We start from the raw sequence: 17,896 nt of genomic DNA on the forward strand, positions 1-17,896 counted from the left end.
GGTGAGACAAGCGGAAAATGGGCCGGTTTTCGGTGTTGCCTCGGGCGGGACGGGCCCGATGCTCGGCGCCCGTCATGCGTAGGATTCCCACCCTGCCTGCCCTGCTGGCGATGTGCCTTGCCGGGGCCTGTGCGCCCAGGCAACCCGTCGAGCCGCCCAGGACCGGACTGCCGGCGGGCACGGGCTTCCGGTCGGAGAAACTGGCCGAGATCGAAGCGGCCGTGAACGAGGCGGTCGGCCGTGGAGCGCTGCCCGGAGCGGTGGTCTGGCTGGAACGGGAGGGCGCGGTGTATCGGGGGGTGTTTGGACAGCGGGCGCTGCAACCCGAGCCGGAAGCAATGACCGAGGACACCCTGTTCGATGCGGCGTCGCTGACCAAGGTGATGGCCACCACCCCGGCGGTGATGCGTTTGGTGGAGCGGGGCGAGGTGGACCTCGATGCGCCCGTGCGTCGATATCTGCCGGAGTTTGATGGGGACGGACGCGAGGCCATCACGGTGCGGCATCTGTTGACCCACACCTCGGGGTTGCGGGCGGGGATCGGGTTGCGTCCCGAGTGGACCGGGTACGACGGAGGCATCCAGAGGGCCCTTGGCGAGCGGCCCGAGTGGGTGCCGGAGATGCGGTCACGGTACAGCGATGTGAACTATCTGCTGTTGGGCGAGCTGGTGCGCCGGGTGAGCGGGGTGGGCCTGGACCGGTTTTGTGCGGAGGAATTCTACCTGCCGCTGGGCATGGCCCACACCGGGTTTCGACCGGCGTCGGTCCTCCGGGGACGGATCGCCCCGACCACCAAGGCGGGCGAGTCGTTCCTGCGCGGGGAGGTGCATGATCCCACGGCGCGGCGGATGGGCGGGGTGGCCGGTCATGCCGGGCTGTTCACCACCGCCGCCGACACCGCCCGCTTCGCCCGGATGCTGTTGGGCGGGGGGACCGTGGGGACGGTGACCGTGCTGCGGCCGGAGACGGTCCGCCTGATGACGACGGTGCAGACGCCATCGTCGCTGCCGGCGGCGCGGCGCGGGCTGGGCTGGGACATCGATTCCCCGTATGCGGGGCCGCGGGGGGATCATTTTCCGGTGGGAAGCTACGGGCACACGGGCTGGACGGGCACCTCGTTGTGGGTGGATCCGTTTTCCCGGACGTTTGTGATCCTGATGTCCAACCGGAACCACCCGACCGAGGAAGGGAACGTCCTCGCGTTGCGGCGCCGGCTGGGGACCCTGGCGGCGGAGGCGGTGGGGGATTTCAATTTCCACGGGGTTCCCGGAGCGCTGCCGCGTCAGGGGCGGGAAACCGGAGGGGCGGCAACCGGCGGGGCATCGGGGCGGCAGGCGGGAGGGGTGCGGAACGGGATCGACGTTCTGGTGGAGGGAGGGTTTGCCGTGTTGCGCGGCCTGAAGGTGGGATTGATCACCAACCACACCGGGACTGATCGCGAACGCAATCCGACCATTGACCTGTTGAAGTCGGCTCCGGGGGTGGATCTGCGCTGTCTGTTCAGTCCGGAGCACGGGATTCGCGGGGTGCTGGATGAGAAGGTCCCGGATGGCGTGGACGAGAGGACGGGATTGCCGGTGCACAGCCTGTACGGGGAGACGCGGCAGCCGCGGGCCGGGCAATTGGAGGGACTGGATGCGCTGGTGTTCGACATCCAGGACATCGGGTGCCGGTTCTACACGTACATATCGACCATGGGCCTCAGCATGGAGGCGGCGCACCGGAGTGGACTGAAATTCTTCGTGTTGGACCGTGTGAATCCGATCGGGTCGCGGGTGGAGGGGCCGGTGAACACCGAAGGCGAATCGACGTTCGTCGCCTATCATCCGATTCCACTGCGGCATGGCATGACGGTGGGGGAACTGGCTCGGATGTTTGCGGAAGAGCGCGGATGGGCGGGGACGGGGATGCTGACCGTGATTCCGGTGGAAGGCTGGCGGCGGGACCGGGGGTACGACGAGACCGGGCTCCCCTGGATCAACCCATCGCCCAATATGCGCAGCCTGAAGCAGGCGATCCTGTATCCCGGGGTCGGACTGTTGGAATCGGCGGTCAGTGTGGGACGGGGAACGGACACGCCGTTCGAGGTGGTGGGAGCGCCCTACATTGACGATCGGCGCTGGGCCCGGGAGTTGAACGCGGCGGGGCTGCCGGGGATCCGGTTCGTGCCGGTCCGGTTCACTCCGAAGGCCAGTGTCTTCCAGGGGCAGGAGTGCGGGGGGGTGTATCTGATGCTCAATGACCGCGATGCGTGTCCGGTGGTCGAGGTGGGATTGACCCTCGCGCTGACCTTGCAGCGGCTGCATCCCGGGGTGTTTGCGCTGGACCGCATGGCCCATTTGCTGCGGCACCCGCCCACCCTCGAGGCCATCCGGTCGGGCCGGTCGGCGGCGGAGATCCGCGCCCTGTGGGCGGCGGACCTTGGGGAGTTCCATGTGCGGCGTGCCCGCTTCCAGATCTACGAGTGACGGGCGGGTCCGAAGAGTCGCTGGAAGTTGGCGTCGAGGCGGGCGGCGAGGGAAGTGTGGGATTCCCCCAGGAACCGGGATAACCCCGCCACCACGACCCGGAGGTTGGCGGGGTGATTCAGGAGCCGTCCATCCGTCCCGATCGGTTCGACCAGGGGGCGGTCGGTCGCTTGCAGGAGCGGTTCACACGGGTCCGAGGCGTCCGGCAGGCGCTGGTCAGGGGCATCCGTTTCGGCCAGGAGCCGATCGGGGGGTGCGGATCGGAAGGCGTCCCGCTGCCGGGCCTTGCGGGAGCGGAGGAAGTAGCCCGGAAACCCAAAATACGCCCCGAGACGGGCCAGGGGCACCACCATGTCCGCCGGGCCCCCGTAACTGTGAAGGAGGAAGCCGGCCGAGGGACATGGGCCATTTCGAAGCCGGTCGAAGAGACGGCCCCAGGCCTGCAGGCAGTGCACGCTGGCGGGCAGACCGCGCTCGGCGGCGAGGGTGAGTTGCGCATCGAACACCGCCTCCTGCTCGTCGAGGCATGCCGCGGTCCAGTGGGCCAGTTCCGGCGACACCGCCGCACGGGCCGCAGCGGGACATTCCAGGATCCATCGGTCGAGGCCGATTTCCCCTACCGTCGCCCCGGGGCAGTCGTCGAGGTGCCGACGCAGACGGTCCCACCAGCCGGTGCCGCGCCGGTGGACATACCAGGGGTGAAGGCCGAAGGCCGGGATCACGACGTCGGGAAAACGTCGGGCCAGGTCGGCAACGGCCGGCCAGTCCTCCTCATGGGAACCGTTGACCACCATGCGGACGACTCCGGCTTCCCGGGACTCGGCGACGAGACGCCCCGGATCCCCGCCATACCGTTCGTCGTGCAGGTGGTTGTGGGCATCGCAGAGGTTCATGAGGGGCGGCCGTCGAGGTGCGCCCGGGCAAATTCCCGGATGCGGTCCCTGGCCCGGACGAGGGTGCGGCGCCGGTTGTCCGTCAGGGCCCGCAGGAACGCCGTTTCCGAAAGGAAGGCGGGTTCCCCTTCAAGAATCTCCTCCGGCGCCAATCCGTCGTACAGGCGGCAGAGCAGTCCGATGAGGGCCTTCTGGATGACCGAGTCCGAGTCGCAGGCGAAGCGGCAACGGCCGGTTTCCTCGCGGCATACCAGCCAGAGCCGGCTGGTGCAGCCAGGGACCAGCCATGGGTCGGCACGCAGGGCGGGATCCATGGGGGATTCGCTGCGGGCGAGGTCCACCAGCCAGGCCAGACGTTCCTGGGGGTCGGACCGTGACCCGAAGGCTTCCAACAGCCGGGCGTGCCGGGCGGCAAAGGTGATCCCTTCAAAGCTCACGCCGCCGGGGGCGTTGCCAGGCGGACATCGACCGCTTCCATGCCGGCGGCGCGGATGGCCTGGAGACCGAGATCGGTATCCTCATAGGCCCGGCACCGGGATGGCTCCACGCCCAGACGGCGGGCCGCTTCGAGGAAAATGTCCGGGGCGGGCTTCTGGCGGGTGACGTCCTCGCTGGTGACCACCGCCTGAAACAGATCGCGGATGCCCAGCCGGTTCAGGACGAGTTCGATCACCCGGCGGGTACCGCCGGAGGCCACCGCCATGGGCAGGCGGCCGGCGTTGGCACGAGCCACCTCGACCACGTGATGGATCGGCTGGATGTCCACCATCATCTCCAGATAGGTCTCCTCCTTCTCCAGGGCGACGGCGATCGGGTTCAGTTCCAGGTGCTGCTCGGACTTGAGCATGGTCAGGATATCCCGGGACGGCACCCCTCCGAGCGAGTAGAAGCGATCCTCGGGGAACGTGAAATTGTGGCGGCGCTGGATGGCCTGCCATGCCTGCCAATGCAGCGGCATCGTGTCTGCCAGAGTGCCGTCGCAGTCGAAAATCAGGGCGGCGGGTGTCATGAGAGAATGGACCATGGGAGTGGGGACCTGCTCAGGAACGGGCCAGTTCAGCCAGGCGATCCTTCAGATCGTGCGCCAGCAGCGGTTCGATCAGGTCGTCAATCGCCCCATCGATGACCTGGGCGAGATTGTACACGGTCAGTTCGATCCGATGATCGGTCACGCGGTTCTGGGGGAAATTGTAGGTCCGAATTTTCTCGCTGCGTTCCCCGGTCCCGACCTGGCGGCTGCGCTGGGCATCGTACTTGGCCTTCTCCTCGGCGATCTTCCGTTCCAGGAGTCGCGACCGGAGGACCTGAAGGGCCTTGGCCTTGTTCTTGAGCTGGGACCGGCCGTCCTGGCAGCGCACCTCGAGTCCGGTGGGCTTGTGGACAATCCGCACCGCGGAGTCCGTGGTGTTGACCCCCTGCCCCCCGTGTCCGGACGCTCGGCAGACACTGATGTCGAGGTCCTCCGGCTTGATCTCGACGTCCACCTCCTCGGCTTCCGGGAGCACGGCCACGGTGGCCGTGCTCGTGTGGATGCGGCCCTGGGCCTCGGTGGCGGGAACCCGCTGCACGCGGTGTACCCCGCTCTCGAACTTCAGCCGGCGAAAGGCCTCCTCCCCCGTCACGCTGAAGATCACCTCCTTGAGGCCTCCCAGATCCGATGGACTCGAATCCAGGGTCTCCACCCTCCATCCGCGATCCTCGGCGTAGCGCGCGTACATGCGACAGAGGTCGGCCGCAAAAAGGGCCGATTCCGCCCCACCCGCCCCGGCACGAATCTCGATGATCGTGTTGCGGGAATCGGTCGGGTCCGGCGGAAGCAGGCCTCGCTGGACCTCCTGGGTCAGCCGGGTCACGACGGGTTCGAGACGGCGGATCTCCTCTTCCGCCAGTTGTCCCAGTTCAGAGCCCGGCGGCTCGGACGCCAGGATATCAAGGTTGGATTGGAGTTCCCGACCGGATCGCAGGTACTCGGCGCCACGGGCGACCAGCTCCTTGAGCCGCGAATGCTCCCGCGACAACTCCTGGGCACGCTGCGGCTGGGCATAGGCGTCGGGAGCACTGAGTGCCGCCTCGACCTCGGCCAGGCGCCGTCCGAACCGCTCGATGTGGGGGGCGAGATCCACCCAAGGAAACCGCCCGCCGATCCGGTGCGAATCGGCGGGCGGAGAGCCGGAAAGCCGTTACCGCCGCTTCTTCTTGTTGGCCGCCTCGGCCAAGGCCGCCTGGGCCGCCTGGGTCTTGGCCAGACGCTGCTGGAACTTGTCCACGCGCCCTGCGGTATCCACGAACTTCTGCGTCCCCGTGTAGAACGGATGGCAGGCATTGCAGATGCCGATGATGATGGGACCCTTCCTGGTGGACCGGGTCGTGATCACGTTGCCGCAGGCGCAGCGGATATCGACTGCCTCGTACCGCGGATGAATTTCTGCCTTCATTTCCAAGAAAAATGGAGGCGCACCCTACCAGCCGGGCCCGGGGTGACAAGAGACAATTTCCCCGAATCGCCGAGGCCGTCTATCCCCCGGGTTGTGGGTGACGAGGCAGCGACTCGGAGGGACGAGCTCCGCGAGTCCACAACCCCAAGTACCACGCCGATAAGATCTGGCCAGCGCGCCCGACCTTGCTGCATGGCCACGGCCACGTTCTCGGAGGGCCTTGCTGCGTGAGGCGGGGGGCAAGGTTCGTGTGCGAGCACGGATTCCCGACCCCCATCGCCTGACCGAAGAGTCGATCACCACCGCAGCGCCTTTAGCCGGCTTGCCACCTCTTCGGCGTTCGCCCGGCTGTTGAAGGCACTGATGCGGAAGTATCCCTCCCCGCGCGAACCAAACCCGCTGCCCGGCGTAATCACCACATGGGCCTCGTTCAGGATCCGGTCGAACGCCTGCCAGCTCGTCACGCCCGAAGGCGTCCGGACCCAGATGTAGGGTGCGTTCACTCCGCCGAAGACCTCCAGGCCCGCGCTTACCGCAGCCGCCCGGAGAATCCTGGCGTTGCCAAGATAGTGCTCGATGAGGAGCCTGACTTGGGACCGGCCCTCCGGGGTGTACAGCGCTTCGGCTGCCCGTTGGACGATGTACGAGACGCCGTTGAACTTCGTCGTCGTGCGCCTCAGCCACAGAGGATGCAACGGCAGCGCTTCGCCCCCTGGGGTCGCCGCCAGCAGTGTCTTGGGCACTACGGTGAAGGCGCAGCGAACCCCGGTGAACCCCCCGCTCTTCGAAAAGCTCCGGAACTCGATGGCACATTCCCGGGCCCCCGGGACCTCGAAAATCGATCGCGGCAGCGACGGGTCGGTCACATAAGCCTCGTAGGCGGCGTCGTACAGCAGCAACGACCGATGGGTCCGGGCATACTCCACCCAGGCTTCAAGCTGTTGGCGGGTTGCGGCTGCCCCAGTGGGATTGTTGGGAGAACACAGGTATATCAGGTCCACGGGCTCCCGGGGCGGTTCGGGAAAAAATCCGTTCTCCGGCGTGCAGGGCAGGTAGGCGATTCCGGCGTAGGATCCCTCCGGATTGGCCTCTCCGGTGTGCCCTGCCATGACGTTGGTATCGACGTACACGGGGTACACCGGGTCGCTGATGGCCAGCCGGTTGCCCGCCCCAAGAACATCAAGGATGTTGCCGCAGTCGCACTTCGACCCGTCGCTGACAAAGATCTCATCGTCGGCGATGTCCAGGCCCCGGTCCCTGAAGTCGTGCTGGGCGATGGCGGCTCGGAGCCACTCGTAGCCCTGCTCCGGACCGTAGCCGCGAAACGTCTCCCTCCTTCCCATGTCCTCCACGGCCGCGTGCAAGGCCTCAATGACCGTGGGCGGAAGGGGTTCTGTTACGTCTCCGATGCCGCAGCGAATCAGCCGCCCTGCCGCCTCGGGGTGCTGCTCGATGAAGTCCTTCACCCGGCGGCCGATCTCCGGGAACAGGTACCCGGCCTTCAACTTTTGATAGTGGTGATTCAGTCGAATCATAGACAATATATCCCTCACCGATCAGGACCCCTGCTCCCTCCCGGGCCTACGTGGGATCCGCTTCGACGGTCCGTCGCGCATCCGGTTGAAAACGTACAGCCCCCTTCCATCCCAAGGCAAGCCGACCCCGAATCCGGACCCCGGACCCGGCCGGAAACTCCCCTCCTTCGGAACTCAGGAAGCCCGCCCATCGCGCCTTCCCCAGAGCTTGGCTGGAGCCGTGACAGGCGCCAAACCGGCCTGACCGGCCGGGAGTATCAGGCAACGATCATCCAACCGGCTAACCACCAACAATTTCCCTTGCGCTACCACGACCGGATTGAATAGGGTCCGTAGGAACGGCTCATTGGGGTGCTTCAAGGTGCCCACGAGATGGCGGCGGGTTGGCGTCCATCATGGCTGGGGCCATGGGGCGACCTCCCTACAAATGATATTCCAACAGTCCGTGGTGGTCTTTGCTCATTCGGGAGCGGTATCCCTGATGAGGCTCGCGCACGTTCTGGCCTGCCGAAGGACATCGCCGTTCCGTTGTCGCCATTCCTTTGTCGCCATCCGGTCGTCGATTCCCCCTTCCAGCCAAGTAGGAAGGTTCCGTTATCATCCGAGCCGCTTATCGGGTCGCCGCCGGGACCGGCGCCCGATTCGCCCTGTCCTGTCCCAACGATTCGCCTTGCCAAAGGCTTGCCAGACAAGTTAAGTGCCCGTCATTGAAGCTGTCCCGTTAAGGAACAACTATGAATAGCGCTGTGAAGCAACTCCCACGATCATTCGCGAATGCGATAGGCTCCTGGGCAACATTACTGAGTGTTCTCCTGGCCTGGCCGGCGCTGGGACAAGGGCTGCCCCTCACGAACCCGGGCACCATCACCATCAATGATGCGAGGTTTGAGCTGGGCGTCAATGTCCCCAGTGCAGCCTCCCCCTACCCGAGCAGCATTGTCACCTCCAACCTTCTGGGCCAGCTGCAGCGCGTGGCGGTCACGCTCAATTCCCTCTCCCACAGCTACGCCGCAGATGTGGATGTCCTGCTCGTCCGCGCCGAGGACAATGCGCGCATCGTCCTCCTCAGCGACGTCGGCCTGGGCTTCCCCTTCAACAATATCAATCTCACGCTGGACGCGACGGCCTCCTCGTCCCTTCCTGCGGCGAGCGCCATTCCCAGTGGGACCTTCCGGCCGACCAATTTCGATCCCGCCGGGGAAATAGCGGACACGTGGGACATCCCGGGTCATCCCAACCGGGTTGCCGGTCCCTATACCGGCACACTTGGCTCCCTGGTGGGCACGTCCCCGAATGGAACGTGGCGCCTCTTTGTCGTGGACGATAAGTTCAACGACGTTGGAACCATTGGTGGCTGGACCGTTCGGCTCTGGACCACGCCGGTGTTCACCAAAGTGCCAACCTCGGTGACCAACAAGGAGGATACCCAATTCTCCATCGCCTTCGAGATCGACGACTCCGACACCCCGCTCGACCAGCTCGGCCTCAGCGCCTCGTCCAGCAACACCAATATCATCGCCAACTCGGCCTTCAGCTTCTCCGGCACCGGCAAGACCCGCACCTTGACCTTCACGCCCCGGCCCAATCAGAACACGGCCGCCTCGGGCCCCGTCACGGTGACCATCGCCCTCTCCGACTCGATCTCAACAGGTGCCTCCGCCATCCTCGCCCCGGTGGAAGTCCACGTTGAGGCGGTCAATGACGCTCCGACCATCGCCATCAATGCCAACACCCTCCAGGTGGCTCAGGGGCAGCTCTCCACCAACCTGCTGTTCGCCGTGGTGGCCGATGTCGATGACGACGTGGATACCCTGACCCTCTTCGCCTCGTCCTCCAACACCAACGTGATCCCCAACGATCACGTCTTCTTCACTCGAGGGATTAACGGGACCAACTTCTTCGCCATCACTCCCAAGGCAGCGGCTGTTGGAACCGCCACGGTCCAGATTGGTGTCAGTGACGGCAAGACCAACAGCGTCACGCCGATCGTGGTGACCGTGGTCCCTGCCGCCCATGCCGTCTTCGGCAATGCCACCACGATTGCCATTCCGGAAGCCGGTGTCGCCACGCCTTATCCGACCAGCGTCACCGTGTCCAATGTGCCCGGCCTCATCGGCAAGATCACGGTCACCCTTGCAGACTTCAATCATGAGTTTCCCAACGACGTGGACATCCTTCTCGCCAAGCAGGGAGGTCCCGCGGTGGTTCTGATGGGTCAGGCTGGCGGGTCGACCCCCGTGGTCAATGCGCGTCTCACCTTCGACGACGCAGCCTCCGCCGCCATACCCGCCTCGGCCCCGATTGTCAGTGGCACCTACCGGCCCGCGGACTATTCGCCCGAAAGCCTTCCATCCCCCGCGCCGGCCAGTCCGTACGGCACGGCACTCGATGCGTTCCATGCGATCAACCCGAACGGGACCTGGTCGCTCTACGTGGTGGACCGTGCCAGCGGTGAGGCGGGAAGGCTGCAGGGAGGATTCATCCTCAACATCTTCCCGGCCCCGGTCATCTCCGGTCTCCCGGCCACCGTGACCACCAATGAAGACACTCCGGTCACCATTGACTTCACGGCCACCGACTACGACGGATCGGTCACCAATGTCACGGCATTCGCCATTGACTCTTCCGGTGCGCCCCTGGCCGGCTTCGTGAACGGGGTCGCCACTCTCAGTGGCAACAACGTGTCCCTCCGGCTGACTCCCGTCGCCAATGTCTTCGGAACGAACAATGTCCGCGTCATTGCCCAGGACAACAGTGGCGGGCACCGGGCTACGAACTCCTTCGAGCTCCGCATCGACTCGGTCAACGACGTGCCTACCATCTCGGCCATCGTCAAACAGACCACCTACGCCGGTGTTCCGGTTCAGAACGTTCCCTTCACCGTTGCGGATGTTGAAACTCCGGCCGGCGCCCTGCAGGTGACGGTGCATTCGAGCAACGTCAAGATCCTGCCGACTTCGAGTATCGCCCTGGGTGGCTCGGGTGGCGCCCGGACGGTCACCCTCTATCCGGTCGGGAATGAGCCCGGAACCGTGACGGTCACGCTGACCGTCACCGATGATAACGTGCCTCCGGCATCCTCATCGACCAGCTTCGATCTCGATGTCCTCCAGCCGCCCAGCCCGCTCTTCGTCAACGCGAACCCCATCATCATCGAAGATACCGGTGCCGGCGGCGGCGTGGCAAAGGCCGTTCCGTACCCCTCCAGCATCACCGTCAATGGTGTGCAGGGGGAAATCCAGAAGGTGATTGTCACCCTGGTTGGCTTCCAGCACCCGTTCCCTGAAGATGTTGATATGCTCCTGGTGGGCCCCAACAACCATCGGGTGGTCATCATGAGCGACGCAGGCGGTACCGTCGCCGCCGGGCCGATTACCCTGATCCTCGACGACGATGCCTCCACGGCGCTTCCTGCTGGATCGGGTCTGACATCCGGGATCTTCCGTCCCACCAATCATGATATCGGTGGTGCGGACGTCTTCCCCGATGCGCCCACTGGCGGCACCGTGGGAACAACGTTGGGAAGCTTCGTTCCCTTCAACATCACCCCCAACGGAACATGGTCGCTCTACGTTGTGGACGATACCGGCAACTCCAAGGGGGCCGGAGCAACGATTGCAGGTGGGTGGATGATCAACTTTGTCACCGCGGCACGCCTCGCCGACATCCCTGACCAGGTGACCCAGGAGGACGTGGTTCGACGGGTTGGCATCAATCTGGGCGACGACCAGCCGGGTGTGCCGACCACGATCACGGCCATCTCCTCCAACACCTCGCTGGTGGATTCCGCAGGGCTCGTCTTCGAAGGAACCGGTGCAAACCGGACTCTTGTGATCACACCGAAGCAGGATCAACACGGTGAAACATTCATTACCGTGACCGCAACCGTTGGCGGCACCACCTCCTCCGACACGTTCAAACTCACGGTTACCTCTGTGGACGATCCGCCTGCGATCGGCGCCATCGCTACTCAGAACATCCCCGCAGGTCTCATCCGGGGACCGATCAGTTTCACCGTGGACGACCCGGACAGCGCGCTGAGTTCCATTGAGGTGACGGCGACGTCCTCGAATCCGTCCCTTCTGCCCAATTCGCACCTTCGGCTCGCGGTGGATCCAGCCGATGCGACGGGCCGGACACGTCTGCTGACCATCCTCCCGAACGGGAATCAGACAGGGCAGTCCGAGGTTACCCTGGTTGCCACCGACCCGACGAACCAGAAGGGGACCCGCACCTTCCTCGTTGAGTTCCGTCCCAATCTCTCCTACGCGAATGCCGGCAGAATCGACATTCGTGATAATGCCACGGCGCTGCCCTATCCCTCGGTCATCAATGTCTCCGGTATCGAAGGAGCGGTCAGTGGGGTGAAGGTGACGCTCCTCGGCCTTACGCACACCTTCCCGGACGATGTGGCGCTCCTCCTGGTCTCGCCCGATAACTCGAAGAAGGTCGTGCTCCTGGCCAACACCGGCGGCGGCGCCCCGACCAACTCGGTCAGCGGATTGATCATGACCTTCGATGACGCGGGGGCCGCGCTCACGACGGACGGGAGACTGCGTCATGGAACATTCCGCCCGTCAAACTTCGGCATCGACGCGGCCGGGAACAACTTCCCCCCGCCCGCACCGACCGGCCCTTACGGAAGCAGCCTCTCCGATTTCAACGGAATCAATCCCAACGGGGATTGGAAACTCTACGCCTTCGACGACACCTTCTCCGACTTCGGAGCGATCGATCGAGGCTGGATCCTGGTGATCGAGACTGCTCCCACCATCCTCCCCATCCCCGATCAGGTTACTGACGAAGACATCACCCTCCAGGTGCCCATTATTCTCAGCGACGCGGACACCCCCGCCAATCTGTTGAGGTCATGGGCATTGTCCTCCGATGAGAATCTGGTCTCGAATACGAACCTCACGGTTCTTCCGACCAATACCTTCCAGCGGACACTCACCATCGTCCCGAATGCAGACCGGCACGGGACCAATATCATTACCGTATTCGTCGCTGATGAACGCAATACGACCAATTCCCGCCAATTCGCACTGAGGGTTCGTCCCGTGGACGATCCGCCCATCGTGAGCACCGCCACCAATCTCGTCCGGATCAACGAGGACACCACGACCAACATCGTCTTCCTGGTTCGGGACATCGACTCGATTCTCTCGGTCACGAATGCGACCGTGACGTCCAGCAATCCGGCGCTGGTGCCGAATACGACCACCAACCTGATTCTCACCGGACCCGTCAGCATTCCGGCTGGGGACGAGGGCGCCATGAATGTCAACGTGGTTCCGCTCCCGAATCAGTACGGGGAAGCCATCCTCACCTTCAGCATCCGGGACGCGACCACAACTGTGAATCGCGACGTCACGTTGATTGTTAACCCTGTCAACGATCCTCCCACCATTGGAGGATTTCCGGCGACGACCAACGTCATCGCGGGTGGTTCGCTCCTCAATATTCCGTTCACGGTGGGCGATCTGGAAACCCCTGCCCGAAATCTGGTGGTCACGAGGGAAACCTCTGATGCAACCCGAATCCCCCTTGAGAACATCATCCTGGGTGGGGCGGACGCGAACCGCTTCCTGTCCCTCACCACGATCGGGACCGGGGCGGCGAGTGTGACCATCACGGTGCGGGTCTCGGACGGGGAACTCACTGCCTCGACCAGCTTCGTCGTCAACATCACACCGGCTCCTGGAGCCACCTTCGCGAACACCGGAGCCATCACGATCCGGGACAACAACACAGCCACCCCGTACCCCTCGGTCATTCCGGTCGGAGGCCTGCTCGGTGGCATCCACAGCGTCTCCGTACGTCTCGACGGCTTCAGTCACACGGCGCCTGATGACGTGGATATCCTGCTGGTGAGCCCGAGCGGCGCGAAGATCATTCTCCTCTCCGATGCCGGCGGTGCGATTCCCGTCAGCAACGCAAGGCTGGTGTTTGCCGATTCGGCATCCGCCGTGGTGCCCGATAATGGTCCGCTCGTATCCGGCACTTACCGGCCGACCAACTATGGCGATGACGACACCTTCTCCGGAGTCGCGGCCCCGTACACCGGTCGGCTCAGTGATCTGGTTGGCACCAATCCCAACGGCAACTGGTCTCTCTACGTCGTGGACGACACGGCAGGGCACGCGGGCCAGATCGCTCAGGGGTGGACCCTCGACATCGTCACGGCACCGACGATCGAACTCGTCGCTGGAACGCCGGCTCCCCTCGTTCAGAACGAAGATACGCCGGCCAACGCGACCGTCGTCGTTCGCGATGCCGACACGCCTACCACTCCTAAGGATGATCTCCTTCTGAGTTACGCCTCCTCGAATCCGACCCTGGTTCCGCCGGCGTCTCCTAATGTTCGGGCAACGGACGTGGGAGGAACGGTGCCCTCCGGTGTCAACTACGTTCTTACGGTCATTCCGGGGACCAATCAGCCAGCCAGCAATCTGAGGTCCACCAACCTGCTTACTGTCACGGTCACCCGGAAGGCTGACGGTGCGCGATCCAGCGTGGTCATCACCAACGTTGTCGAGCCCGTCAACGACGCACCCGTGATTTCTCGAATCACCGAGAAGTCCACCCAGGAAGGAAGGCCGCTGAGCTTCTCATTCCTGGTGAGCGATGTGGATTCCTCGCCTGCGGATCTCAGGATCCGGGCTGAGTCCTTCAATCCATCAGTGATCGCTTCCACAAACCTGCTGTTCTTCGGAACCAGCAACTTCCTGGCCACGCTTCCATCGAACGAGATCGAACTGACGATGGTTCCTGGAAGCGCTGGAACGGCAACGATTCGGATCACCGTGGAGGACCTCACGAGGCCGTTCCCGCCGCCTCATACCGTCCAGACGGAGTTCCTGTTCCGGGTCATCGAAGTTGACGATCCGCCAACCATCAGCCAGATCCCTGACATCACGGCCCGGGCTGGCGAGAGCACGACGAACATTGTGTTCACCATTGCCGATCCGGACAGCTCAACGCTGACGCTGACAGCCAGCTCCTCGAATCAGGCTCTGGTTCGGAACGCGGCGATTGTCATCAATCAACTCTCCGGGCCTCCCGGGAGCCGGACTGTGCAGATCACGCCGGAACTCGCGGTCACCGGGACCACAACGATCACCATCGTGGTGTCGGATGGAACCACGTCCGTGCCGATGAGCTTCCCTGTGACCGTGGTGGAAAGTCGCGAGCGTGGATACGGCAACAATCAGCGTATCTTCATCAACGACAACGGCCCGAGCGCACCGTACCCGTCGGTCATTCAGGTTCCGGATCTCATCGGGGAGATCTCCCGAATCCGGGTGGCCGTGGATGGGTTCGCCCATCGCTTCCCGCAGGATGTGGACATGCTCCTGGTTGCTCCTGATGGAACACGCACGTTGCTCATGAGCGACGCCGGTGGAAGCAGTTCGGTCACCAACGTCAATCTGGTCTTCGATCAGGAAGCTGCGGGGCTGGTCTCGCAGGGCGCTCCTGTTACCAGCGGGACCTATCGGCCCAGCAACTACGACGGCAACAACGATCCGTTTGCAGCCCCGGCCCCGGCGGGACCCTACACCAGCACGCTCGCCGACTTCGTCGGAAGGATTCCCACGGGCGACTGGAGGCTGTTCATCATGGATGACACGCCGTCGGACTCGGGATTCGTCAACGGAGGCTGGCGCCTGTTGATCGAGACGCGTCCCTACCTGACGGGCCTCGGCAATGTGACAGTGGCGGAGGACACCGAGTTCCGTGTTCCCTTCACGGTGGTTGAGGAGTCCTTTGTCCCGCACGATTTCACATTCCGTGCGGTCTCATCCAATCCGACGCTGATCCCGACTGGAAATGTGACGTTCTCGGGATCCGGCACCAGCTGGAGCATGCACGTCGTTCCAGGAACCGATGCCTTCGGCGAGGCGAACCTTACCGTGTTCGCCAAGAACGCCTTCGGCCAGGAAGTCAGCCAGACCATCCTGGTGCGGGTGAATCCGGTGAACGATGCGCCCTTCGTGACCGATGTCTCCGATCAACTGATCTTCTCCGGCACGCAGACATCGCCCATCGAGTTCAATTACGGGGATGCCGAGACCCCGGTTCGGAACCTGATCCTCAGGGTGTCCTCATCCAACACGCGCCTCATCCCCACCAACAACGTGGTGATCTTTGGCGGGACGCTGACAATCACCCCTGTTGGCAATCTGAGCGGGTCCTCCGATATCACCATCACGGTGATCGACGCCGAGGGATTGACTGCGAGCACGACGTTCGAAGTCACCGTCATTCCGGCCCTGCATCTGCAATATGCGAATGCCGAGCCAATCGTCATCCGCGACAATCTGACTGCAAACCCCTATCCTTCGACCATTGAGGTGGCCGGGGTGGACAGCACGGTTGCCCGTGTGACCGTAACCTTGGCTGATCTCTCGCATCCCTTCCCGGCGGACATCGACGTTCTCCTGGTGGGTCCCGCCGGGCAGAAGATCATATTGATGAGCGATGCCGGCGGCAGCGGAAGCCTCAGCCGGGCGCGCCTCACCTTGGATGATCGGGCCGCAAGCGAACTGCCGTTCAACCCGACCGTTCCGATTGCGAGCGGTACCTATCGCCCAACCAACCATCAAGGTGGTGATACCTTCCCGGCTCCGGCCCCGGCGCCCCCGTATGGGTCCGCCCTCAGTGCCTTTGCGGGAACCGACGCGAACGGCACCTGGTCGCTGTATGTTGTGGACGATGCGGCCCCGGACGCCGGTCTTATTGCCGGAGGCTGGATCCTGAACATCTACACCACGGATCCGACCATCGCTCCGATTGCGGATCAGACGACGCCGGAGAACACGCCGCTGGAAGTGGGCATCCTGATCGAGGATGCGGACACCCCGGCCGCCAATCTGATCACGGCAGCCTCGACGGACAACCCGGGGCTCCTCACGCTGGCCATCACCGGAACGGGTACAACCCGGACGCTCACCATTACCCCGCGTGGTTCGGAAAGTGGGGAAGGTAATGTCACAGTGGCCGTGACCGACGGCACCGGCATCGCCTCCACGACGTTCCGGGTGGTAGTCACCCCGGTGAACGCTCCCCCGATCCTGAGTGGTTTGGCCGATTTCACCACAGCCGCCAATCGCCCGGCACGCCTGCCCTTCCTGGTTTCCGACCGGGAGACTCCGGCTGCCGACATTGTGGTTACCGCCACGCTCTCGACGCCAGGGCTCGGGACTGTGGAACTCGAGGGCGAGGATGAGGCGCGGTTGCTGACGTTCCGTCCTTCCGGGGAGCAGGGGCTTGGATTCATCACCGTCGTGGCCCACGACGGCGAGGTGGGTACGACCAACATCATCGCGGTCACCGTGGGTGCACCGTACATCCTCACGATCTCGACGATTCCCGACCAGACGGTCCTGGAAGGTCAGGTTCGGACGGTGCCCTTCACGGTCTCGGGATCAGAGTCCGGGAATCTCGTGGTTACCGCCGAGGCTGAGGGAACGGAGTTGGTGGACCGGGTTACCGTAACCGGGAGCGGGTCGGAGTTCACACTCACGATCGTACTGGTGAGCGGGCAAACCGGAAGCGATGTCATCACCGTCACGGCGACGGATGAGTTGGGACTCGGAACCACCAGCTTTGGCCTCACGGTGACGCCGCTGAACGGGCCTGTGCTGGGTCGGATTCCGGATCAACGCACGCCCGTGAACATCCCCGTGGTGGTGGTGCTCGACGTGATGGATCCCGACACTCCGATCGCATCGCTCGGGTACACCTGGGACACCTCCAATCCGAGCATCGTGCAGAGCGTGCTGTTCGGACTGCGCGGAGATGGACGCATCGCGGCCACCATCAATCCGGTTCAGGGGGCCATCGGCCTGGCGACGGTGACCATCTCGGCAGACGATGGGAACATCAAGGTAAGCCAAAGCTTCCTGTTCGAAGTGTTCGAGGTTCCGAACCTGCCGCCGACCCTCGGACCGATCGGTGATCAGACCACGACAGCCAACACGCCGGTGGTAATCCCGCTGGCCGTTGCCGACCCCGACACTGCCTTGGCGCAGTTGGTGTTGTCGTCGAGCACTTCCAACCCGGGCCTGGTGAGCGGGGTCACCTTCGACATCAGCTCAGGCGCTGCGGTTGCGACGATCGGTCTGGTGACGGACGCCACCGGGATCGCGACGGTGACGATCTCGGTCAATGACGGGAAGACCACTGTGTCGCGTACCTTTGCCCTTTCGGTTTCGGAAGGTACTGCGGCCCCGGTGGTGTCGAAGCCGACCCTGAGCGTGGTTGGCGGGGTGGTGACGATCACCGTCACGTGGTCGGGTGGTGGGGAGCTTGAGACTGCCACTTCGCCGAACGGACCCTGGACCGGAACGGGGAACACCAGCGGTTCCTTCTCGGAAGCGGCTTCCGGGTTGAACAAGTACTACCGCGTTCGACGGTAAGCAGCGTTAAGGGCTGTCATAGACCCATATCGAGAGGCCGGATCGCAAGATCCGGCCTCTGCGTCTTGAAGGGGGCAAGTTCCAGAGTGATTGGCGCAGGACCGGCTTCGGAGAGAAGCCAGGCGTCAAGTGCGTGAGATCCTT

At 64.0% G+C, this 17,896-nt stretch carries 8 protein-coding genes; 2 read left to right on the plus strand and 6 right to left on the minus strand.

Annotated elements, in window-relative coordinates; translation table 11 throughout:
• The first annotated feature begins 74 nt into the window (after positions 1–74).
• Complete coding sequence (locus tag KF833_09065) at positions 75–2,468, plus strand: DUF1343 domain-containing protein (protein ID MBX3745449.1); 2,394 nt, start codon at positions 75–77, stop codon at positions 2,466–2,468.
• Here the strand turns inward: KF833_09065 and KF833_09070 are convergent.
• The 6 genes from KF833_09070 to KF833_09095 all read right to left on the minus strand — a co-directional run bounded on the left by KF833_09070 (position 2,459) and on the right by KF833_09095 (position 7,331).
• Positions 2,459–3,361 (minus strand): TatD family hydrolase, encoded by a 903-nt coding sequence (locus tag KF833_09070; protein ID MBX3745450.1) that lies wholly within the window; start codon positions 3,359–3,361, stop codon positions 2,459–2,461. The two genes, KF833_09065 and KF833_09070, sit on opposite strands and share 10 nt — an antisense overlap.
• Positions 3,358–3,798: a SufE family protein gene (locus KF833_09075; GenBank protein ID MBX3745451.1), complete on the minus strand. Its 441-nt coding sequence runs from the start codon at positions 3,796–3,798 to the stop codon at positions 3,358–3,360. Before KF833_09075 ends, KF833_09070 begins: the two co-directional genes overlap by 4 nt.
• Positions 3,795–4,370, minus strand: a complete 576-nt coding sequence (locus tag KF833_09080; GenBank protein ID MBX3745452.1) for an HAD-IA family hydrolase — start codon at positions 4,368–4,370, stop codon at positions 3,795–3,797. Before KF833_09080 ends, KF833_09075 begins: the two co-directional genes overlap by 4 nt.
• A 31-nt stretch (positions 4,371–4,401) precedes the next feature.
• Positions 4,402–5,484: a peptide chain release factor 1 gene (prfA, locus tag KF833_09085; protein ID MBX3745453.1), complete on the minus strand. Its 1,083-nt coding sequence runs from the start codon at positions 5,482–5,484 to the stop codon at positions 4,402–4,404.
• A 57-nt stretch (positions 5,485–5,541) separates the two neighbouring features.
• Positions 5,542–5,796: a 50S ribosomal protein L31 gene (rpmE, locus tag KF833_09090; protein ID MBX3745454.1), complete on the minus strand. Its 255-nt coding sequence runs from the start codon at positions 5,794–5,796 to the stop codon at positions 5,542–5,544.
• 296 nt (positions 5,797–6,092) lie between these two features.
• Positions 6,093–7,331, minus strand: a complete 1,239-nt coding sequence (locus tag KF833_09095) for an LL-diaminopimelate aminotransferase (protein MBX3745455.1) — start codon at positions 7,329–7,331, stop codon at positions 6,093–6,095.
• 746 nt (positions 7,332–8,077) lie between these two features.
• On the opposite strand from KF833_09095, the gene KF833_09100 reads away from it, so the two are divergent.
• Positions 8,078–17,752 carry a proprotein convertase P-domain-containing protein gene (locus KF833_09100; protein MBX3745456.1) on the plus strand — a complete coding sequence of 3,225 codons (9,675 nt, stop codon included), beginning with the start codon at positions 8,078–8,080 and terminating at the stop codon, positions 17,750–17,752.
• The last annotated feature ends 144 nt before the right edge of the window (positions 17,753–17,896 follow it).

It is taken from the genome of Verrucomicrobiia bacterium (assembly GCA_019634625.1).
Classification (GTDB): Bacteria; Verrucomicrobiota; Verrucomicrobiia; order Limisphaerales; family CAIMTB01; genus CAIMTB01.

Excerpts from the sequence above, each read along its gene's own strand:
- KF833_09065 (MBX3745449.1), top strand. The coding sequence starts at position 75 with ATGCGTAGGATTCCCACCCTGCCTGCCCTGCTGGCGATGTGCCTTGCC.
- KF833_09070 (MBX3745450.1), bottom strand. The coding sequence starts at position 3,361 with ATGAACCTCTGCGATGCCCACAACCACCTGCACGACGAACGGTATGGC.
- KF833_09080 (MBX3745452.1), bottom strand. The coding sequence starts at position 4,370 with ATGACACCCGCCGCCCTGATTTTCGACTGCGACGGCACTCTGGCAGAC.
- rpmE (MBX3745454.1), bottom strand. The coding sequence starts at position 5,796 with ATGAAGGCAGAAATTCATCCGCGGTACGAGGCAGTCGATATCCGCTGC.
- KF833_09095 (MBX3745455.1), bottom strand. The coding sequence starts at position 7,331 with ATGATTCGACTGAATCACCACTATCAAAAGTTGAAGGCCGGGTACCTG.